Annotated in this window: 21 protein-coding genes; 5 read left to right on the forward strand and 16 right to left on the reverse strand. The window is 52.3% G+C overall.

All coding sequences use genetic code 11. The features are described 5' to 3' along the window. Nucleotides 1-35: 35 nt before the first annotated feature. The 7 genes from KP806_RS10750 to KP806_RS10780 form a co-directional block, all read right to left on the reverse strand. Nucleotides 36-272, reverse strand: coding sequence for a YezD family protein (locus tag KP806_RS10750; RefSeq protein ID WP_224723599.1), 237 nt, complete (start codon nt 270-272; stop codon nt 36-38). Nucleotides 273-308: 36 nt separating this feature from the next. After that, nucleotides 309-1,193: a sulfate ABC transporter permease subunit CysW gene (gene cysW / locus KP806_RS10755; RefSeq protein ID WP_224723600.1), complete on the reverse strand. Its 885-nt coding sequence runs from the start codon at nt 1,191-1,193 to the stop codon at nt 309-311. 12 nt (nt 1,194-1,205) lie between these two features. Next, on the reverse strand, nt 1,206-2,039 hold the full coding sequence (gene cysT / locus KP806_RS10760; protein ID WP_224723601.1) for a sulfate ABC transporter permease subunit CysT: 834 nt from the start codon (nt 2,037-2,039) through the stop codon (nt 1,206-1,208). A gap of 35 nt (nt 2,040-2,074) precedes the next feature. Next, nucleotides 2,075-3,184: a sulfate ABC transporter substrate-binding protein gene (locus KP806_RS10765; RefSeq protein ID WP_224723602.1), complete on the reverse strand. Its 1,110-nt coding sequence runs from the start codon at nt 3,182-3,184 to the stop codon at nt 2,075-2,077. Nucleotides 3,185-3,475: 291 nt separating this feature from the next. Continuing rightward, nucleotides 3,476-4,432 carry a primosomal protein DnaI gene (dnaI, locus tag KP806_RS10770; RefSeq protein ID WP_224723603.1) on the reverse strand — a complete coding sequence of 319 codons (957 nt, stop codon included), beginning with the start codon at nt 4,430-4,432 and terminating at the stop codon, nt 3,476-3,478. 20 nt (nt 4,433-4,452) lie between these two features. Then, nucleotides 4,453-5,976 (reverse strand): replication initiation and membrane attachment family protein, encoded by a 1,524-nt coding sequence (locus KP806_RS10775; RefSeq protein WP_224723604.1) that lies wholly within the window; start codon nt 5,974-5,976, stop codon nt 4,453-4,455. A gap of 105 nt (nt 5,977-6,081) precedes the next feature. Further along, nucleotides 6,082-6,372, reverse strand: coding sequence for a YuiB family protein (locus tag KP806_RS10780; RefSeq protein WP_224723605.1), 291 nt, complete (start codon nt 6,370-6,372; stop codon nt 6,082-6,084). Between the two features lie 165 nt (nt 6,373-6,537). On the opposite strand from KP806_RS10780, the gene hemQ reads away from it, so the two are divergent. Continuing rightward, on the forward strand, nt 6,538-7,284 hold the full coding sequence (gene hemQ, locus KP806_RS10785; RefSeq protein WP_224723606.1) for a hydrogen peroxide-dependent heme synthase: 747 nt from the start codon (nt 6,538-6,540) through the stop codon (nt 7,282-7,284). A 63-nt stretch (nt 7,285-7,347) separates the two neighbouring features. Here hemQ and KP806_RS10790 read toward each other — a convergent pair whose 3' ends face one another. Together KP806_RS10790 and KP806_RS10795 are read right to left on the reverse strand one after the other, a co-directional pair. Beyond that, nucleotides 7,348-7,614, reverse strand: a complete 267-nt coding sequence (locus KP806_RS10790) for a hypothetical protein (protein WP_224723607.1) — start codon at nt 7,612-7,614, stop codon at nt 7,348-7,350. Continuing rightward, nucleotides 7,614-8,807 carry an NAD(P)/FAD-dependent oxidoreductase gene (locus KP806_RS10795; RefSeq protein ID WP_224723608.1) on the reverse strand — a complete coding sequence of 398 codons (1,194 nt, stop codon included), beginning with the start codon at nt 8,805-8,807 and terminating at the stop codon, nt 7,614-7,616. Before KP806_RS10795 ends, KP806_RS10790 begins: the two co-directional genes overlap by 1 nt. Before the next feature lie 324 nt (nt 8,808-9,131). Here KP806_RS10795 and KP806_RS10800 point away from each other — a divergent pair, with 324 nt between their 5' ends. Beyond that, nucleotides 9,132-10,133 (forward strand): NAD(P)/FAD-dependent oxidoreductase, encoded by a 1,002-nt coding sequence (locus KP806_RS10800; RefSeq protein ID WP_224723609.1) that lies wholly within the window; start codon nt 9,132-9,134, stop codon nt 10,131-10,133. Nucleotides 10,134-10,511: 378 nt separating this feature from the next. Here the strand turns inward: KP806_RS10800 and sda are convergent, their stop codons facing one another. The 3 genes from sda to KP806_RS10815 all read right to left on the reverse strand — a co-directional run bounded on the left by sda (nt 10,512) and on the right by KP806_RS10815 (nt 13,968). Continuing rightward, nucleotides 10,512-10,655, reverse strand: coding sequence for a sporulation histidine kinase inhibitor Sda (sda, locus tag KP806_RS10805; RefSeq protein ID WP_224723610.1), 144 nt, complete (start codon nt 10,653-10,655; stop codon nt 10,512-10,514). 289 nt (nt 10,656-10,944) lie between these two features. After that, nucleotides 10,945-11,643, reverse strand: coding sequence for a YheC/YheD family protein (locus KP806_RS10810; protein ID WP_224723611.1), 699 nt, complete (start codon nt 11,641-11,643; stop codon nt 10,945-10,947). Nucleotides 11,644-11,814: 171 nt separating this feature from the next. Beyond that, complete coding sequence (locus KP806_RS10815; RefSeq protein ID WP_224723612.1) at nt 11,815-13,968, reverse strand: DNA topoisomerase III; 2,154 nt, start codon at nt 13,966-13,968, stop codon at nt 11,815-11,817. A gap of 220 nt (nt 13,969-14,188) precedes the next feature. On the opposite strand from KP806_RS10815, the gene KP806_RS10820 reads away from it, so the two are divergent. Then, nucleotides 14,189-15,340, forward strand: a complete 1,152-nt coding sequence (locus tag KP806_RS10820) for a metallophosphoesterase (protein ID WP_224723613.1) — start codon at nt 14,189-14,191, stop codon at nt 15,338-15,340. Between the two features lie 282 nt (nt 15,341-15,622). Continuing rightward, entirely contained in the window at nt 15,623-16,831 is a 1,209-nt protein-coding gene (locus KP806_RS10825; RefSeq protein ID WP_224723614.1) for an MFS transporter, read from the forward strand. Between the two features lie 254 nt (nt 16,832-17,085). On the opposite strand, the gene KP806_RS10830 is transcribed toward KP806_RS10825, so the two are convergent. Beyond that, nucleotides 17,086-18,201 carry a hypothetical protein gene (locus KP806_RS10830; protein WP_224723615.1) on the reverse strand — a complete coding sequence of 372 codons (1,116 nt, stop codon included), beginning with the start codon at nt 18,199-18,201 and terminating at the stop codon, nt 17,086-17,088. Nucleotides 18,202-18,319: 118 nt separating this feature from the next. Beyond that, the gene (locus KP806_RS10835) at nt 18,320-18,580 is read right to left on the reverse strand and encodes a DUF7667 family protein (RefSeq protein WP_224723616.1); all 261 of its coding nucleotides are present in this window, start codon (nt 18,578-18,580) and stop codon (nt 18,320-18,322) included. A 131-nt stretch (nt 18,581-18,711) separates the two neighbouring features. On the opposite strand from KP806_RS10835, the gene KP806_RS10840 reads away from it, so the two are divergent. Then, the gene (locus KP806_RS10840) at nt 18,712-19,062 is read left to right on the forward strand and encodes a hypothetical protein (protein WP_224723617.1); all 351 of its coding nucleotides are present in this window, start codon (nt 18,712-18,714) and stop codon (nt 19,060-19,062) included. A 71-nt stretch (nt 19,063-19,133) separates the two neighbouring features. Here the strand turns inward: KP806_RS10840 and KP806_RS10845 are convergent, their stop codons facing one another. Beyond that, the gene (locus KP806_RS10845; protein ID WP_224723618.1) at nt 19,134-20,258 is read right to left on the reverse strand and encodes a Ger(x)C family spore germination protein; all 1,125 of its coding nucleotides are present in this window, start codon (nt 20,256-20,258) and stop codon (nt 19,134-19,136) included. After that, nucleotides 20,255-21,331, reverse strand: a complete 1,077-nt coding sequence (locus KP806_RS10850; protein WP_224723619.1) for a GerAB/ArcD/ProY family transporter — start codon at nt 21,329-21,331, stop codon at nt 20,255-20,257. Before KP806_RS10850 ends, KP806_RS10845 begins: the two co-directional genes overlap by 4 nt. Nucleotides 21,332-21,341: the final 10 nt, after the last annotated feature.

The following is a 21,341-nucleotide window of genomic DNA, read 5'->3' on the forward strand; positions in this document are numbered from 1 at the left end:
GAGTCTTTTCGTTTTGGTAGAGCGCAAGTGTCTCCCTATTGGACGATGCGAAGCGCATCAGCTGTCTGCGCCTCGCGCGGCTTCGATTGCTGCTTGGTATTTCCCGGAACCTGCTTCTGAGAGGGGTTGTCGTAACGAGTTCTTTCCGTCCGGTCAATCTGAACGATTCTTCCGTCATGGACAGTGATCGTAACCTGCCCGTATTGGATGCCGTCCACCTGCTCTGCAATTTTTTGAAGCCACTGCTGATCCAATTCCAACGGTTTAGCCATTTTAAATCCCTCCATTTAAAGTGTTTTAGTCGGATTTCAATCCGTTTGATGGGCCCGCTTCTGCTGGCCCGACTTCCATTCCACTATGCTTTTTGCAATCAGCGTCACTACAGCCAGCATCACAAGGAGCGAAGCCACAGCGAACGATGCGGAAAACTGATATTCATTGTACAAAATTTCGATATGCAGCGGCAGCGTGTTCGTTTCTCCGCGGATATGCCCGGATACGACAGATACCGCTCCAAACTCTCCCATTGCACGTGCATTACACAAAATAACGCCGTATAACAATCCCCATTTGATATTAGGCAGCGTGACCTTCCAAAAAATTTGCCAGCCCTTCGCGCCAAGGCTTGCCGCAGCTTCTTCCTCCTGTACTCCCTGCGCCTGCATGAGCGGAATCAGCTCGCGGGCGACAAACGGCACGGTTACGAATACCGTTGCAAGCACCATACCCGGTACGGCGAAGATGATCTGTATGCCGCGTTCGTCCAGCCATGGACCGAAAAAGCCCTGCGCCCCGAAGAGCAGCACATAGATGAGACCGGAAATGACAGGCGATACGGCGAACGGCAAATCGATCAATGTGATCAAAATATTTTTGCCGCGGAACTTGAACTTGCTGATTGCCCAGGCAGCCGCTATGCCGAAAATCGTATTGACGGGGACGGCGATCAAAGCAACGATCAGTGTCAGCCTGAGCGCCGATAAGGCGTCCGGCTCCGTAATGGAATCGAAGTAAACGCCGATCCCCTTCTTAAACGCTTCTACGAATACCGATACGAGCGGCAGCAGAACGATGAATCCGAGAAACAACAGCGCGAGTCCGATAAGAAGCCATTGAACGGGGCGCGATTCCGTGATGTGCCTTGGCCGTTTGGATGTCTCTTCGGAAGTGTGTACGGTGATGGCTCCAGCCATTGCTTTTCCTCCTTAATCCGATACTGTGCGGCGGTTCATCCGCCACTGCAGCAGGTTGATGATAAGCAGCATGAGGAAGGAAACGATAAGCATGACTAACGCGATCGCCGTAGCGCCGGCGTAATCGTATTGCTCCAGCTTCGTCATAATGAGGAGCGGAGTAATCTCCGTCTTCAGAGGCATGTTACCGGATATGAAGACAACCGAGCCATACTCCCCGATGCCTCTCGCAAAAGCGAGCGCAAACCCTGTTAACAGCGCGGGCGCAAGCTCCGGCAGGACGACCTTCCAGAAGGTCCGCAGGCGGTAAGCACCAAGCATGACCGCCGCTTCCTCCGTCTCCTTCTCCATATCCTGCAGCACCGGCTGTACGGTTCGCACGACAAACGGAAGACCGATAAAGATAAGTGCAATCGTAATCCCGATCGGCGAATAGGCAACCTTTACGCCTAGCGGCTCGAGCAGCGAACCGATCCAGCCGTTCGGAGCGTAGATCGCGGTTAACGCGATCCCCGCTACGGCCGTAGGCAGCGCGAACGGCAAATCTACAAGGCTGTCGATCAGCTTTTTGCCCGGGAACCGGTAGCGGACGAGCACCCAAGCGATCAATAAACCGAATACAGCGTTGATGAAACCGGCAAAAAAGGAGGTTAAAAAGCTGACCTTATAAGACGCGATCACCCTTGCACTCGTAACCGTACTCCAGAACTCGGACCAGCTGAGCTCTGCCGTTCTGAAAAAAACGGCGGCCAGCGGGATTAAAACGATAACGCTCAAGTAAAACAAGGTGAAGCCCAGTGATAAACCAAAACCCGGTAGTATGTTACGGGACTTGGAACCTTTCATGTGAAGTCAGCTCCAATCTTCTCAATCTCGCCTAATTATGATCCTGGCGTATAGATTTTGTCGAAAATGCCGCCGTCTGCGAAATGCTTCGTTTGGGCTTCCTTCCAGCCGCCAAAATCACCGTCGATCGTAAGCAGCTCAAGCGCTTTGAATTGGTCGGCATATTTGGCCGCTACCGTTTCCGAAATCGGCCGGTAGTAGTTTTTAGCCGCGATTTCTTGCCCTTCTTCCGTGTACAGGTATTTCAGATACGCTTCCGCTACTTCGCGAGTGCCCCGATCGTCAACAACTTTGTCTACTACGGCTACCGGCGGCTCTGCCAAAATGCTGAGCGAAGGATAGACGATTTCGAATTTATCCGGACCAAGCTCGTTGATCGACAGGAACGCTTCATTTTCCCATGCCAGCAGGACATCGCCGATTCCGCGCTCTACGAACGTCGTCGTTGATCCGCGCGCCCCGGAATCAAGAACCGGTACATGCTTGAACAGCTCCGCTACAAACTCTTGCGCTTTTGCTTCGTCTCCCCCGTTTTGCTTCAAAGCGTAGCCCCATGCCGCCAGGTAGTTCCAGCGTGCGCCGCCGGACGTCTTCGGATTCGGCGTAATAACTTCGACGCCTTCCTTCACAAGATCATTCCAATCTTTAATGCCCTTCGGGTTGCCTTTTCGTACCAGAAACACGATCGTAGATGTATAAGGCGAGCTGTTGTGCTCGAATTTCTTTTGCCAATCCGCTTGGATCAAACCAGGTTCCACAATGGCGTCGATGTCGTAACCGAGCGCCAGCGTAACGACATCGGCCTTCAACCCGTCGATAACGGCGCGGCCCTGCTTGCCCGAACCGCCATGCGACTGCTTGATCGTCACTTCCTGGCCCGTTTCTGCTTTCCAGTGCTTCGAGAATGCTTCATTAAAGTCTACGTAAAGCTCACGAGTCGGATCATAAGATACATTAAGCAGTTCAACTGGCGGCTTCGGCTCATCCTTGGCCGGATCATTCGTTGCTGCGTTTGCCGCATTGCCGGACGACGCCGGTTCATTCGTGACGTTTGCCGGAGCATTGCCTCCTTGACCGCAAGCGGCCAGTACGAGCGCCAATGCCAAAATAATAAATACGGAACGAACTTGTGCAATTTTCTTCATGATTCCTTACACCCCTTTAAAATGTTGACAGGTTTCTCGGGAACGTATCGTTTATTTGTAGACATCGTTCCTTTGTCAAAATGGGGTTTGCTCCGGTTCGACCGGTCGAAAACCATTATTCCTACCTGTTTAGTTGGTTATGGGAGAATCTTACCAGCGCACCCTATGTTCTGTCAATACATAATTTCGAAAAAATAATAAGTCTGATAAGAAAGCGTTATACTGCAGAAAAATAAAAGCTCCGGCCGGCGGATTCTTAAGAAAGAATCTGCCAGCCGGAGCTAACATTGGTTATTTTCGTCCGCGTTTGTTTTCGCCCGTCACCATGACAACCTCAACGTACGGCCTGATCCGGTCCATAATACGCTGTCCCTTGTGCAGATCGTCGCCGTCTTTGCTCGTGAAGCTGAAATGCTGTTCAAGCGCATCCAGCTCATAATTGGACGTATAAAAGGTCGGCTTCCGCTGCATACGGTAATTCAAAATCGCACCCAGCACATGATCGCGAACCCACGGATTCAAATTTTCCGCGCCGATGTCGTCAAATATTAAAAGATCCGTTTCTTTCATCATGTCGACCGTTTCCTTCAGCTTGCCCGGCTCATGCATCAGAGACTTCAAATCCTCGACGAAGTCGGGCATGTAGACGATCACGCCGGAATATCCGGCCTTCGCCAGCTCGTGGAGCATATAGCACATAAGGAACGTCTTGCCCGTACCGAAGCGCCCGGCCAAAAATAGACCTTCCTCCTGCAAGCCCTGCTCCTTCGTCCGGTCGATGTACCGCAGCAGCTGGCCAACCGCCTTCGCGCGCTCCAAATCGTTCGTTAAGATCTCATCCGAAGAATAACCGCGCTGCAGAGCTTTCTCATCGATATAGAAGCTGCGGATCCGGCTGCGCACCTGCTCCTCCTTCTGGCGCGCGACAAACTTCTTGCACGCGACCTTCCGGTCGTAAAGCTGCGGATAACCATACGCCGAATCGCAGCTTATCAGCGTATAATGGCCTTCGAAATCATTCGGGCAATCGTCCAGTCCGGGACAATTAGAGCAGCTTCGGTATTCCTTCACGTACTGGTAAACACGGCTTAGGTTGATTTTTATCGTATGCTCGTCCAGCTCCGGATATTTGTCCCTCAGCTTGCCGACAAGCGGATCGGCCAGCAGCTCCGCTAGCTTACGCTCCGCCTGTTCCGTAATGGACCGGCCCGCCGGCCAAGCTTTCAGCATTTCGCCCAACGACTCCATTGCCTCTCACCCCGCTTCATTTATTTCCCGTCCAGCTTGCGAGCAAGCTTCAGCAGCTCCTCCAGCTCATCCGCCGAAACAGCCGAGCCGGATGTCCCATCCTGCACAATTGGAATAGACGGCTTCCCGGAGCTTCCGCGGCCGCGGGCTCCCCTTCCGGAATAGGTGCCTTTGCCTGCTGCCGGATATCCTTGCGCCGTCTCCTTTCGCCGTTCCTTGTCCTTCTCGACCTGCATTTGCTCCCTGACGTATAGAACGGCTTTCTCGAACGTATCGATCTGCTTCACAAGCATGTTGGACGCAACGGCTTCGAGAAACGTTTTTGTTACCCGATGCGCATCATTCATTCCTATTACGTAATGGACCAGCACGTTAATTACCGGCGCCGCAAGCTTATAATTCAAATCGATGCGTTCGAATGAGCGCTCGATCCAATCCGGCACCGCGCCGGGAAAAAACCGCTGCAAAAACCGGGTATGCGGCTCGTTGCGCATAAGCATGTTGTACTGCCGGATATCGCAGCGGCCCTGAAGCCTGCCCGGCACCTGCAAATAATGCTGCTCCAGCACCTCGAATTCCTCGTCCGGCTCTTCCGGACCGCCGGTTTCTTCGTCCGCCGTCAGCTGCGTTTTTGCTAACGTGCGCTGCCGTTCCTCGTCCCGCTTCTTATCCTGACGGTAAAACTGGTTCGCCCGAAGCTGCAGCTCGTCGACGTTCAAGACGCCGCCTTCCCCGAATATGCCGTCCTCGTCCAACAGCCGGCACACATCCGTGACGGTCAGGCTGTACTTATAAGCAACATAATTAATTTGGGCTAGCTGCCCTTCGTCGCTCCGCAGCCTTTCAATGTACCGCCGGTTGGCCGAGTTGCGCGGAAATCTCAAAATCATTTCGCCGTACGGAATGCCTGCCGTCGCAAGCGCCGGGCGCGCCGAGGCCTGTCTGGAGGGAGCCACCTCCGTCAGCGCCTGCTCGAACTCATCGTCAACCGACTGCATATTCAGCTTAAATAGCTCGTAGAAAGGCGTTGAAATATTTTCCTTGTTCAGCTGAGCGCCCGCAAGCTCGTCCGGCTCGACCGCTCCAAACGATTCCCGCAGTGAAATGACCGCATACTTGCCAACCTTGTCGCGAAGCAGCATCGTCAAATGCATGTTGCGGAAAAACTCGGCCGGCGAAAGCGGCTCTGCCAGCTCGTACTCGTATATGACGTCCGCATTGTCCGTCAAACCCAGCCTCGAGGTCTGAAGCAAGCCGACCGCTTCCAGCCTCGATGCCTGCTCGATTAAATATTTGCGGCCTTTCTCGTTCATTTCCAGCCCAAGCCCGAGAAACAGCTTCCGCTGCGGCTCCAAAGACGAATAACCGGAGCAGCCTTCCGCGATGCCATGATACAGCTGCTGATAAAATGCGACGGCAAAAGCGCCAATCATCGGCTGATAGATTAGCGACAGCATTTTATAGTCAAGACTGCTTAGCGAAAAGTCACGGAATATGTAATAGCGGTGATGCTCCGTAAACTGCCATATATTACTGATGCGCATTGCATCGACTCCATCCCTTGCTTTCTCTCTATCATTCTAGCATAAAACATCCTGTTAGGGTCCGGTCGAAAAATAGAAAAATCCCCCGAATGAGGGATTTGCATGTTAAAACATTTTATAGCCGCCTTTGCGCAGCGCCCGTATCGCCCAGCCGCTCACATAAGCGCCGACGAGCGCTCCCAATACGGGAACATAATCGACAATTGTGTAATGAGCGAAGTTTTCAATCGAAGCCGTCGCGTTATTGTCCCACGGAGCCCAGATGCCTAGCGGAATAAGAACGACAATGAACAAATATATAGGAAACCATGTGGTTTTGAGAAGCATGTTCAAAATAAAGCCTATTCCAAACATCATTACCAGAAACAGCACCGTCGCTATAATTAATTGAAGCATCCAAACTTCTCCTTTCAGACTCTCGTTTCCTAGTTTAAAGAATGGTGCCCAGGAAGTCAATCGGCGCGGATCAAATGTCACAAGACCGCCATTTGCTCCCCATCGCCTCGTTACGATACAATAATTGCAGCATCAAAAAGGAGCTTTGAGAGGAGCATTCAATCAATGAGTGAAGCAGCACAAACATTAGAGGGCTGGTATGCCCTGCATGATTTCAGAAGCATCGACTGGACGGCATGGCGCCTGGCCGACGAGAGCGAGCGTACGCGCGCCCTGGACGAGCTTCAATCGTTCCTGAAGGATTGGGAGCAAACCGGCGAGAGCAAGCAAGGCAGCACAGCCGTTTATTCGATCGTAGGCCAAAAAGCCGATTTCGTCTTTATGCATCTGCGCGAGACGCTTGAGGAGCTGAACGCTATCGAGACGGCCTTCAACAAAACCTCATTCGCAAGCTTTACATATCCCGTTCATTCGTACGTAAGCGTCGTCGAGCTGAGCAATTACATGGCCAAACCGGATTCGGATCCGATGGAAAATCCGGAGGTTGTCGCAAGGCTGAAGCCGGCCCTTCCGAAAGCGAAGCATATTTGCTTCTATCCGATGAACAAGCGCCGCGCAGGCAACGACAACTGGTACATGCTGAGCATGGACGACCGCCGCGCCATGATGCGCAGCCACGGCATGATCGGACGTTCGTACGCCGGCAAGGTCAAGCAGATCATTACCGGATCCGTCGGCTTCGACAACTGGGAATGGGGAGTGACGCTGTTCGCGGACGACGCCCTTCAATTCAAAAAGCTCATCTACGAAATGCGTTTTGACGAGGTCAGCGCGCGCTTCGCGGATTTCGGCGACTTTTACGTCGGCAATATTTTGGACGGCGACAAATTTACCGCTTTGCTTAAGCTGTAAAAACCCCAATAAAAAGGGCTTACGCCCGGGCAGCGATGCTGCACGCGGCGTAAGCCTTTTTACTTAATCTTCCTCTTCCGCTTCGTCCTCTTCCGTAACATGCCGCTTTGCTTCCAAATACTCCTGGGTCGCCTTATCGCGGGCGCGGCTTTTATCCTTGAGCCGCTCGATAGCGGGCTGAATAAGCAGATCTACTTCCTTTTGCACCGTGTAAGCCAGATCGTAGCGGGTCTGCGATTCCAGAAATGTACCGACTTCCATTAAGGCATTGTACCGGTCCAGCTCATCTCTGGTCAGCAGCCCCCGGACTTGAACGCTGCAGTGCCGCATTACAGGAACTTCCCTTTGCGGAGGACGAGCGGAATGCCGCCGATAATAAAGAGGTAACGCAGGTCGATCAGCTTCTTCAGCCAAGCAGCCGTACGGCCCTTATATTTCTTGCCGAAGGCGATCCCGATCGCTTCGCCCTTGCCAAGCGACGCCACGGTGCCTTTGTTGTGGAACGTAAAGCCCTTCAGCGGCTGATTGCGGATCGAAGCCACCAGGTTGTGCGCGCATACGACGCCCTGCTGCATTGCGATTTGCGCAGTAGGCGGGTAAGGGCGGCCTTCCGGATTAAACATCAGCGAATTGTCGCCGACGATATAGATGTTCTCGTTGCCCGGCGAACGAAGGAATTCGTCCACCTTCACGCGGCCGCGCATCGTTTCGAAGCCGGCTTCCTCGATCAGGCGGTTGCCGCGGATGCCGCCGGTCCAAATAACGGTCGAAGATTTGATTTCCTCGCCTTCGCCTACGATAACGCCTTCCGGCGAGCATTCCTTGATGGCCGTACCGATGCGGAACGTAACGCCCTTCTTCGTCAGGACGTCCATGCCGTATTCGACCAGCTCCGGATCAAAGCCAGGCAGCGCAGTAGGAGCTGCTTCGATATTGTAAATTTTTACTAGAGACGGATCAACGTCGAATTGCTTGCAAAGCTCCGGGATGCGGTCGGACAGCTCGCCGACGAATTCAATGCCGGTAAAGCCTGCCCCGCCGACAACAAATGTCAGGTAGTCCGTACGGTGCGGCTCGCGCTTGTAACGCGCGAACTGGTATTCGATATGTTCGCGGATAAGGCGAACCGAGTTAATGCTGCGAATATTCATCGCATACTCGCCAAGGCCCGGGATGCCGAACGTTTCAGGCTCGCCGCCAAGTCCGATCACGAGATAATCATAGGAAAGCGTGCCGTCCTCGAGGATAACCTTTTTGTCTTGAGGGCGGATTTGTACGACGGTGGATTTGACGAAATCGATTTTGAACTCATCGATCAGCTTCGAAATGCTGACGCGGGCATTTTCCGGGTTGTCGGTGCCGGCAGCCGGCATATGCAGATGAGTCGTAATATAATGATAGTCATGTTTATTGACCAAAGTGACGTCGGCTTCATTGTAATTCAATTCCTTTTGCAGGCGCAGGGCAGTCAAAATGCCTCCGTAACCCGCTCCAAGAATAACAATTTTAGGTATGTTACTCATCGAATAATCCCATCCATTCTTCTTGTCTATTTATATTGTGAAATATTACACAAGCTGATGCGTAAAATAAGGATTTTATGTTCAGTGTGTCCTGTTGATGCTGTTTTATCTATGAAGCTGCGGCTGTCAGAGGGCGTGAATCGCCATCAGAATGCAGCCAGTCCCATGATTAACATACATCAGAATTATTACATAGTTTTCATGAAAAGTTCAAGGGCAAAATGTACGAAATTGTTTAGAAGTCTATACAAATTAATCATTTCCTTCTTTTGGCACGTATGCTTATAATGAAAAGGAATCGCCCATATCGCGGAGGTGTCGTCTATGTTCAAACCTGAAACATCGCTCGATCCAGTCGATCTCGTCATTATCGGGGGAGGCCCCGCCGGCTTGTTCGCCGCTTTCTACGGCGGCATGCGCCAAGCGTCGGTTAAGCTCATCGAGAGCATGCCGCAGCTGGGCGGACAGCTGGCAGCCCTTTATCCGGAAAAATACATTTATGACGTCGCCGGCTTTCCGAAGGTTACCGCACAGGAATTGGTCGACCGCTTGAAGGAGCAGCTTGAGCTTTTCAAGCCGGAAATATGTTTGGAGGAAAAGGTGACGAACGTCGTCAAGCGCGATGAGCGGCTGTTCGAAGTCATGACGGACAAATCCGTCCATTACGCGAAAGCCGTCATTATAACGGCAGGCGTCGGGGCTTTTGAGCCCCGCCGTCTGGAACTGCCTGGCGCGGACAAATATGAGAAAAAAAATCTTCATTATTTCGTTGGGGATTTGCAGCGTTTCAAGGGTCAAAAGGTTCTGGTCAGCGGAGGCGGAGATTCCGCAGTCGATTGGGCGCTTATGCTCGAGCCGATCGCCGAAAGCGTAACGCTCATTCACCGCCGGGATAAGTTCAGAGCCCATGAGCACAGCGTCGACACGCTGATGAAATCAAAAGTACAGATTCTAACCCCTAAAGAAATTACAGCTCTGCACGGGGACGAATTTATTCGTAAAGTAACGTTGAGCGATGTCAAAACAAAGCAAACCGCGGAGCTTGACGTAGACGCCGTCATCATCAATTTCGGCTTCGTCTCGTCGCTCGGGCCGATCGCCGACTGGGGCATACGTATCGAGAACGGCTCCATCGCCGTCGATACGCGCATGGAAACGAATATCGCCGGCATCTTTGCAGCAGGCGACGTTACGACCTACCCCGGCAAGCTTAAGCTGATTGCCGTCGGCTTCGGGGAGGCCCCTACCGCTGTCAACAACGCAAAGGTATATGTCGATCCGGGGGCTAAGCTGTCGCCTGGGCACAGCAGCAATATGAAGCTTTAAATGTAACGTGATGCAAAAAATAAACATAAGGGTATCCCCGTCTGGGCAAAATCATTAACAAACACCTATTGCATCAATATGCAAGGTGAGCCCAGGAGGATACCCTTATGTTTTGTCCGGTTTGCAATGGAATGCAACTGCTGCAGGAAAGCTGCCCCTCTTGCGGAGGCTCCGTGCAGGATTACGGCCGATCGTCGGATTTTGCAGGTCCGTATGCTCCTTATGAGCAGATAGAGTTTGATCAACATCAAACCAGCTCCAATATGCAAAATCAATTTGTATGCAAGCATCTCCTGTTTTGCCCTTCTTGCGGGCAAACGTCCGAGACAGTAGTCGCAGAGTATGATTAACGATCGCCTTCGTGCGGTTAAGCGGCTGTTAAGCGGTTATTTTGTCCGTTTCGGGGTTAAGCCTTCTACGCTTCAGTTCCAGCACCAGCATACGGATAAATTCCGGCTCCAGCTCGTATTGAATCGCGGCGTAATAGGTTTCTACAAGCATTTCATCGGATAGTAGTTCCATTACTACACACCCTTTCTTCCATCCTTTGGTTACTGCTTTTTCATAGTAGCATAGCCCTATCGGATGGACAACGGTGCCCCTTATACACACCATATTGTGGATACGATGTTAACAGCATGTGTATATTGTATGCTTTGGGTAGGATTACCAGTATGTATAATGTGGATACACTTATCCACAGGCGTGGATATCCAAAAAGCTATAAAAAACTTTAATTGAAATCTATAAATCTATTAAAGGAATATATTGCAAAAGGGTTCTCAAGCGGGGAAAAAGCCCGGTGAAGGGCTTATTGCGGACGGGTATTCACTTCGAAAATCCATATTTTCCCCTGCTTATCTATGCCGTAATCAAAGCCAAGCTGTCCGATTCCCGGATACTTCTTCTCCAGCACGCCGGTCGATAAAACGGTTAATTCTCTCATCTTCGATTTTTTCTCAGCCACTTCAGCGGGAGAGATAGAACGGCTGATGCCAAAGGCCGATTTCACGAGCGTGCCGCCGCGGCACAAATTCGTGACGAACAGCCCCGGCTTCGCTATTCTGCCCACGATCGCGCGATATACCCAGCCTTTTTCCGTTTTCACATACTTGACGCGGTAATCGATCGGCCTGCCGTCAACCGTAGCCAGGTCGATCCCCTTCTGAATCAAATAGGCGCGGCCTTTCCGCTTTTTGTTCAGGGCGCCTATTAAAGCCGCAAAACTAGCAAATCGTTTCGTCTGCGCATAATAGGTAAAGGCGTAGCTCTCCGCTCCGCTTGCGCTCTTGGAGCCTCTAGAGCGTTTCGTCACTTTAATAACGCCATGCCCTCCGGCTCCCACAACCGGCTTCACAACAACCATATGGTGGGCATCCAGCATGCTTCTTAGATTTTCGGCGGTAAAGCGCTTCGTCGGCGGTATATGCGGAGCAATGTCTATATGAGACAGCAATGCCTCTGTTTTTACCCATTTGCTAGCCAGCTGCCTGCCCTTATGTCCTCCCAATGCTCTTCATCCCCTTTCCTTTTTCTTCCTTCATAGCATATGACGGAGGACTATCTATCTCTTGGATGAATGACCGAGGTTAATAGCCTTTCTTGACGGGCAACTAGTCTGGACAATAAAAAACAGGCAAGCTGCCTGCGGGCTGCCTGCCGGTTTGTTGCTGCGATGCGGTTATTTGCCCGATTGCTTCTCAAGCGCCGCCTTCAGCTTGTCGGCCAAGCTGTTCGAAAGCACGGCATTGTCGCTGTATTGCTCAATCAGCTTTTTGTTCTGCCTGCCGCCGGCGCGGCCGCCCTGCTTGTCCCCCAGCATCTCGATTACGTTGCAAGGTCTGCACTGCGCGAATTTGCCTGCTTTGCCGTCGCGGATTTCCATCTTCTTATGGCATTGCGGACAGCGCTTGTTCGAGAGCACCGGCTCGGCCGCGCGGCGGTAGCCGCACTCCCGGTCCTGGCATACGAGCGATTTGCCGCGTTTGCCTTTGACTTCAAGCAGAGGCTTCTGGCATTCGGGGCAGCGGGAATGCGTCACATTATGCGGCTTGTATTCCTTCGTGACCGCGATTACCTCCGATACCCATTTCGCCGCCTGCTCGCGGATATTTTTCATGAAGGAGGCCGGGTCTCCCTTCCCTTTGGCGATACGTTCCAGCTCCTGCTCCCATTTGGCGGTCAATGCCGGGCTTTTCAGCTCGTCCACCACAAGCTCGACCAGCTGCTTTCCTTTCCCGGTCGGCATAAGCCGGTTTTGCGTACGGGTAATGGTGTCGGTTGACAGCAGCTTCTCGATAATATCGGCCCGTGTGGCCGGCGTACCGAGTCCGTGCTTCTCCATTTGGGTAAGCAGCGTCGCTTCCGTGAATCGGGCCGGTGGAAGCGTGCGAAGCTCCCGCAGCTTGGATTGCCTGATCGGCAGCGTCTGGCCTACGTTCAGTGGCGGAAGCAGCTGAGCGGGCTGACGGTCGGCCTTCTGTCCGGAGCCGTCCTCGTCTTCCTCTTCATCGGAGACGAATGCCTGATCGGATTGATAGACTTCCCTCCAGCCTTTGTCCTTCTCGATCTTGCCTTTTGCATAAAGCCGGTCCTTGCCGGCCGTGAGCACGACGCTGGTCTCATCATAACGGTAAGGGCCGTAGAACAAAGCGATAAACCGTTTCACGATCAAATCGTAAAGCTTCCGCTCGTCGCTGCTTAGGGCGGACAAATTCACGAACTGATCCGTCGGGATAATCGCATGGTGATCGGTAACCTTGCTGTCGTCAACGATGCGCTTCGTCACATTGAGGGGCGCTCTCAGCAGCTTGCGGGCCGCTGCCGCATAAGGGCCGACGGCGATGCTTTCAAGCCTGCCCTTTAGCGTTCCTGTCATATCGCTCGATAAATACCGCGAATCCGTGCGCGGATACGTGACGAGCTTGTGCTGCTCGTAAAGCTTCTGCAAAACGTTCGACGTCTGCTTGGCCGAGAACCCGAGACGCTTGTTCGCATCGCGCTGCAGCTCGGTCAGGTCGTAAGCCTGCGGATGCGGCTCCTGCTTCTCCGCCGTCTTCAGCTTCTCGACGCGCGCCTCGCCTTTCAGCCTGCCGGCCACCTTCTCGGCCTCAGCCCCGTCCCACAGCCTTCCGTCATGCTGTTCCTGCTCCCGCCAGACAGCCGAGAAGCCGCCGAAGTCCGCGAATACGTTCCAATACGGCTGCGAGACGAATTTTTGAATGTCCTCCTCGCGTGCCATAAGCATTGACAGTGTAGGGGTCTGTACGCGGCCGGCCGCCAGCTGTGCGTTGTATTTGGTCGTCAGCGCCCTGGTTACGTTCAAGCCGATCAGCCAGTCCGCTTCCGCGCGGCAAACGGCGGATGCGTACAAATTATCGTAGTCCTTGCCGGGCTTCAGCTGTCCAAAGCCGTCTTTAATCGCTTTGTCGGTCTGCGAGGAGATCCACAGCCGCTTGAACGGCTTGCGCCAGTGAACCAGCTCCATAATCCAGCGGGCAACCAGCTCCCCTTCCCGCCCGGCATCCGTAGCGATGATCAGCTCGCCAATATCCTGGCGCTTGCAAAGCTGCGCGACCGCGCGGAACTGGTGGGAGGTTTCCTTCATCACCTTCAGATTCATTTTGCGGGGGAGCAGCGGCAAGTCCTCCAGGTTCCAGGTTTTATATTTCGGATCGTACTCCTCCGGCTCCGCCAGCGTCACCAAATGCCCCAGCGCCCACGTAACTACGTATTTAGGTCCTTCCATATGGCTTTTATGCTTTTGGCCGCAGCCGAGAACGCGCGCAATCTCCTTGGCTACGCTCGGCTTCTCCGCAAGTACAAGCGATTTCATGCTGTTGTTCGCTCCATTTCGTCCGATGCAGGGCCTGCGTCCCGCAAAGCCCGTCCATCTCTTATTCTATGACTGAAACGATACCATAGGCTTTCCGTCTTCGCAACGCTCCGGCCCCGAGAACTGCCATATCGCTTCCATTTGGACGGGAGGATTCCATATGCTATAGTAGATTGTGTGCAATCTAATTTCCCAGATTCCGCCTTAAGGAGCGTTGCTAATGAAACCGCGTTTTCTCGTTATTTTTTTCGTGATTCTGCTTATTTACAGCGGCCTGTCGTTTTATATTGGCTGGAACGGGTGGCTGCTGCTGTCTTATTTATTCGATTTCAAAAATACAGGCGTTTACGCGATCGTCATAGCCGTCTTCGCCTACGCATATTTGATCGGCAGAGCCGCCTACAGCACGCCGCTCCGTCCTGCGGCCGAAGCGCTGAAGGTAATCGGTTCGTACTGGTTTGCCGTATTGGAATATTCCGTACTGATTTTGCCTGCCGCTAATGCGATTTCTCTCGTGCTCAAATCAGCCGGGGTCGGCAAAACCGTCTATATCGCAGGGGTGGGATTATCCGCTCTTGCCGTAATGGCGGCGCTGCTCCTCCGCGGCAGCCGCAATGCATGGAGTCCCGTTATCCGAACCTACCGCGTCCATGTGCCGAAGCAGTCCGGAAAGCTGCAGCGGCTGCGAATCGCGATGGCGTCCGATCTGCATTTGGGCAGCATCGTCGGCAACAGGCATCTGGAGCGGCTGATAGCGAAGGTGGAACAAATAAACCCGGACCTGATCCTGCTTCCGGGCGATATTTTGGACGATGACATCGATCCTTACCTGCGCAAAAACATGTCCGCCGTCCTGGGCAAGTTGAAGGCGCCGCTCGGCGTGTACGCCGTGACGGGCAACCACGAATATATCGGCGGAAAAGTTCCCGAATTCGTTGCCGCCATGGATGCGATCGGAATCAGGGTGCTCTTGGACGAGACCGCGCTGGTGGCGGACAGCTTTTACGTTGTCGGCCGCAAGGACAAAGCTTCCGGCGGCTTCGCGGGGGACCGCAGACTTTCAATCGAAGAGCTGACCGCGCCGCTTGACCTCTCCCTCCCGCTTATTCTGCTCGACCATCAGCCCTCGGACATCGCCAAAGCAGCCGAGAACGGCATCGATATTTCCGTTTCCGGCCACACGCACCGCGGACAAATGATGCCGAACCATTTGATTACGAGAAGGCTGTTCGAGCTGGATTGGGGGTATTTGAAAAAAGGCGGGCTTCACGCCGTCGTTTCGTCCGGCTTCGGAACGTGGGGACCGCCCGTCAGGATCGGCAGCCGCTCGGAAGTCGTCCAGATCGACGTTGAGTTCGGCTCGCCGGTGTAACTCCAGCGAACAATTTGCCTTAAGCGAGACCGGGCAGCAAACGTTTATCAATAAAATGAACAAAGACGGCGTACCGCAAATTCCGCATGAAACAATAAGAGGCCGCGCAGGTTTTCAGCCTGCGCGGCCTTTTGCTTGAATTCGTTTTCCGACCCGCAAAACAAAGCATGATTGGATAAAAAAATAACAGAATCGAGCCTATTCCGAATACCCGGAAATCACTATACTGAGAATCAGCGCAGGCGTGCGGCGCCTGTAATCCAGGCAAGGTGGAATCCGGATATGACACAAAAAGAAGCCCTTCTCGACATGAGCTTGAAAACGGATACTCAACTGACCACTTTACGCGGACTGCAGTTTTGGCTTTACGCCACGAACGTGCTGTCCCCGTTTCTTCCGGTCTACTTTCAGACAAAGGGATATTCCTCCGGCCAAATCGGCTTTATGATGATGCTCGGACCGCTGCTGGCCGTCTTTTTTCAGCCGGTATGGGGCTATTTGAGCGACCGTCTGGGTACGGTGAAAAAAATCGTTTTTCTTCTCTGGAGCTTAAGCATTTTAAGCAGCATCGGGCTGTTTGCCGCGAACGGTTACGGTACAACATTGGTTTTTGTGACGCTGCTATACTTTTTCTGGCTTCCGTCGCTTCCGCTCATGGACAGCATTACGATCCGGGCGACCGAGAGGAGAGGGAAATCCTTCGGCTCCGTTCGCGTGTTCGGTTCGATCGGCTATACGGTCGTGCTCATCGTTGGCGGCATCCTGCTCGGCAAGTGGCTCGGCATCTCGAATCTGTCTTTTATTTTCTGGGCGGCCTGGGTCGTCCCTCTCGTACTTCTTTTCAAACTTCGCGACGAGCCGGCGTCCGGCGAACGGATGTCCCTGCAGTCGCTTAAGCCCATCCTGAAAAATAAATCGTTCCTGTGGTTCCTCCTGCTGGTCTTTATCATATCGGTCCCTCATCGGATGCATGACGTCATGTTCAGCTTGTATTTGACCGAGGCCGGAGGGTCGGATTCACTCGTCGGCTGGTCCTGGGCGCTGGCGGCTGCGGCGGAAATTCCCGCATTCGCCCTGCTTAGCAGATACCTGCACCGGGTGCGCGAATTCAACTTAATCGGACTCGTATGTCTCTTGTATGCGGTCAGGTGGCTCGCCTATGCCATAGCAAAGGACCCGTGGATCCTGTTCGCCCTGCAGGCCGGCGCTGCCGTCACTTTTGCGGTATTCTGGATAACGGTCGTTCATTATACGGTGAACATTCTTCCGAAGCAGCTTACCTCTACCGGGCAGTCCTTGCTGGCCATGGTATTTCTCGGCTTTGCCGGCATTTCGGGCGGAAGCATCGGGGGCTGGCTGGAGGACCGTTACGGCGGCTCGAGCATGTACGTATTCGCTTCGGTCGTATCGCTGATTGCCGCCATCGTTTTCTTCGGCAGCGAAACGGTCGCGCGGAGACGGCGGGAGGCGGCTCTGTTGAAGCAGCAGTAATTTTGCGGCGGTCGGCGAAGTTAAATGGATTTCATACAGCTAATTCCAGCAAAATGATGCTTATTCATGAAATAGCTGGATTGGGTACATCTAAAAGGTAGAATTCAACCGATTTTGATGAAGACACCCGATTTAAATGTAGTGAATCCCGTTATTTTTCAAAAACCTAATTTTCTTTAAAAAATAAATGTATCAATTACAGTTAGCACAGTTGATTAGCCGAAAGTTAAAGCGTTCAACGAGACCGGCCGCTTTCAAAAGAGCAGCTCCCGCAAATTAAAGCGTTCGTGGTAAAGCTCTAGCTCCGTCAGAATGTCGTCGCACAGCCGGAAAAATTCGCTGTCATCGGGAACTGCGTTCCTATGCTGCAATTCTCGGATAACGGCAAGCTTCACCTCCGGCGAAGCATGTCGGAGCATTTGCTCAAGCACCTCAGCATCCTCAAGCTGAAAGGGCAAATAACTTGCAGCGTCACGAACGCCGCCTGACTCTGAAAGCAGAACGACGCCAACCGTATCGAAGGTGCGGATGCAAATGGCACGATCCCTCTCTTCACGGAGCTTGCGTATGTAAACGGCCATGTCGTCGATCTCCGTCAGCGCAAACGCATCCTTTAGCCTCCGGATCGCTTCCATCCGTTCGGGATCCCGGTCATCCGCGCGGTCCCTTCTTGTTTTGTCCAAATGCTCTAAATAAACGCCTGCATCCGGAAAATGATTGAACAGCACAGAGCGCTCCGTACAAACGATACGAAGGAAATCGTTGATGTTTCTGGCTGCCAGCCAAATTCTCGATCCGAAATCCATCGGGGACACGACGGCGATATAAGCGTCCTCCAAATCCGGGACAGTGCCGAAATCGGTTACGAAACAGTAATGGATGCCGTCCATGCCCGGCCATGCGAAGGGAATAAAATCAGGCGGCGTACACGGATATCGGTCTCCTTGCTTATCCAGCATCAAACCAAGCTTCAAGCGCATTTGATCGCCAAGCTCCGCCTCCAGTTCGTACAGCCTTTCTATCGTCTTAGGAACGGCGTACCGGCCGTATTGCCGATGAATGTGGTGAACGCCTCTCTCCTCATTCTCCGCTGCCTTAGGTCGGCCAAACGACACCTTCGAGGACAACGGCTCCGTATGGCCATGCACCTTCAATATGTCCGGTACAAATTCACGGGTCAGCTTCATTCCCGACGTCATTCCGTAAAGCATGCCGAAGTTTTCGTCGTTCCATTCCGCAAGCTCCTCGCGGGTCAATTCGCCTTTAAATCCGAATTGGGATTCCAGAATCCGACTCACTTGCCCCCTGTTCTTCTCATCAAGCAAACTAATCTCGTGTAAAATCTCTATTATTTGTCGCTGCCTCTCCATCAGCCATCCCTCCATGCGCCTGTCGTCCTGCGATGTTCTCGCTGGCAATATAAGCCTATTATACCAGCCGCGTCATAGAGTTCTATGTTTCTATTCTATTTTTTGCGCTTTCTCAGCCTCATTCAATCTCAAAATAAGAAGGCCTCTTGCTCTCATAAAAACGCTCCAGTTTATCGATTTCTCCGGAAATCTCCCGGAGCCACTCCGTATCGTTCGTCAAGCTGGCCAGCTGCCCGAAATTGTACTGCTCGGCAAGCCTTTGCGCGTATTTGGCGTTCAATTTTAGGCAACTGTCCATTTCAGACTTTTCCAGCTCCGTAAGCGCCCGCTTCTGCTGCAGCAGCCACAGCTCGGCAAGTCTCCAGTGAATATGCATCATGTCTATCGCCCCATTCGATTATGATTGCATTCTTTCCCATTATCGCCCGGTTTCATCCGCTTTAGCCCTTGTTTCGGCATCGCTGCAAGGTGTTATAAGAGTATTAACCAAAAAAACGGGGAGTGAACGACATGGAAAACAAACAAACGTATTACGTATCCGTTTCCGGGAAAAGCATTGAATCCGATTTTTCCGTGAATGAACAGCTGGAGGTGCTGGGGACGGAGGAGGAGATCGGGCAGCTTCAGCAGCTGCTGGATCGCATCCAAAAGGACGACGAGATTACCCATCTAAGAGCGCCTATTCCTTATAAGTCCGCAGATCACGATAAGGCGACCGACCAATTCAACGAGGATATCCGGAAGGTCTACCAGGCGATCTATCAATTGGGCACCTATAAGACCAGAGAGCATATCCGCCAAATGAATATTCTCGGCAAGCTTCAGGATACCGATTACAATTACCCCGGGTATGACCGTTGAGGGCAGGAATAACAAAGCCGGACAGCCGCGATCGCTGTCCGGCTTGCAGCCATTGGCGGGCTTCCGAGCCGTCACTTGAACTTGCCGTAATCCTGAATAATGACTTTGGCTTTGCAGGCAATGCTGATCCTCGGGTATACCTCTTCCCAATTCAGCTTTTTCCACTCGGAGTAGCTCATGCTGTTCCTTACATATTGTCCGATACCTATACTGTCGACTTTGTTTTTTTGCATCAAGACGAGCATGTCCCCCGCCTCACGCTCTATATGTCCGGCGATGAGGCTTTCCACCTTTTTACGGTCCGCGTCGTCGCTTAGCTTTAGATTGCCTGTATACTCATGAACTGAGCCTCTTGTCACGATCTCGATGACTACTGAAAAGCGATCCGTTTGTTCGCGGGTCACGCGGATTTTCCGGTGATTGATGACGGAGCTGAATATAACTTGACCTTCTTCCCCTTTATCCTCCGCTAAATTAATGCTCATCTCGCCATATTTGAAATTTTGTCTTATAATCGCGAAGATAAGGGTCTTGTCGGGCTCAATGCGCGTCTTGTATTGATCGTTATGGAATAAAGCGATGCCGTCAACCGCTATGTTTTTCGCATTTTGCTTCAGGATGGGGGCAATGGGATCAATCCCGTCATCGTAATAATCGCGCGTAAAATCATATACGGTGATCCGGGGAATCGCCATGGAGATCGACTCCTTTTCGAGCAGTCGGTCCACATATTGGCCTGTATTGGGATGCTCGGGATAACGCTTGATCAATAAATCATGCGCGCTGCCGTTTACGACACTGACCTTCACCAGCTGCGAAATGGAGGGGTCCCGTACGAGCGTGTCGATGTGATTCATAAACCCGATTTTGGCCAGCGAGACACCGTACAACGTATTCCGAAGCTGTCCGCTTACGAGCGATAATTCCGTTTGCCTCGCAAATTCAATGCGGGCCTCCTTGCTTGATTTGACGGATGCGCTTAACGTTTCCAGCTTCATCTTGCCTTGCGGATCGGCTTTCGGAACATTGATCGTGACGAGCAGCTCGCGCCCTTTCTCCCGCTCTTGTTCCGATGGCAGATCATAGCCGGTAGCCTGGATAAAACCGAGCTTCTCCAATATTCTCTGTTGGCCGCACCCTGCGGCAAGCAAGCCGGCCAGCAGCAGCGTGACGATTGCCTTCAGTAGCCGCATCATAATTTTGCTCCTTTTTTGATCAAAAGGATGAGAATCAACAACATCGGCAGAGCGAAAGCGATACCGGAACTGGCATTCCCCAAATACTCCAGCCATTTACCGACTTCTACGAGCGTATCCGGCACCCAGGACACGATGAAGGAAGCCGTGACGATGATGAAGGCGAGAAGCTTTTGTGGAACGCCGGGCATCATTTGCCGCATCGATTCCTGCGCAGCCCACAAATACATCACGACAGTAGCGACTGTCGAAAATAAAAAGAAGGCAAACAGCAGATTTTCAACCCGTTCGATAAACGGCAGCTGAATATAAGATAATAAATCAATGACCGGATACATTAATTTCTTCAACTGTTCGAAGCTGAAAAAGCCGAAACAAATGAAGCTGAGCACAATATAATTGAACGTTGTAAACAAATGTCCGGCAAATACGGCGCGCATCACTTTTTTGTTTGAGTCGCTGTACGGAAAAAGCAGGATGGACAGCTCGTACCCCAGAAAAGCGGTAAATACGGACATACCGCCCTTCAGCACATCCGTTCCTCCCTTGAAAAAAAAAGGCGTCATTCTAACCCAGCTGAAATCCTTAACGAAAAAAATGAGCAGGAGCAGCATCCACTGGATCATCCAGAAAAAACTGGTCGACGCCTTTGATATGTTGTAGATTCCTTTAATCATCAACAAGTAGATCAGAATGTCCAGCAAAGCCTTAAACAGCATCGGATGCGTCGTATTAAAAGACAGCATCTGAAAAATATACACGTAGTTTTTCGCTGTCATACAGCCCGTCAGCGCCCATACGGCACTTAATGCCGCGTATAAAGGAAATAAGACGGCTTTGTGCAGCGCGCTCTCCAATATGGAGAAAATCGATTTGCCTTTCCCCATCCGATGAACGATTGCGATTAAGCCGATATTCAGGCTCGCGACGGCCGCGAGGATGGGGAGAGCCAGCCAGCCGTTATAGCCGAAGGTTTCGGCCAGCATGCGCGGGAGACTGAGAACGAGTACCCCCGTTTGGGTCATATAGATCAGAATTCCGATATGAAAGGGGTACAGTTTTTCTTTTACCATTGGCTTCCCC

Source organism: Paenibacillus vietnamensis (assembly GCF_020169515.1).
Classification (GTDB): Bacteria; Bacillota; Bacilli; order Paenibacillales; family Paenibacillaceae; genus Pristimantibacillus; species Pristimantibacillus vietnamensis.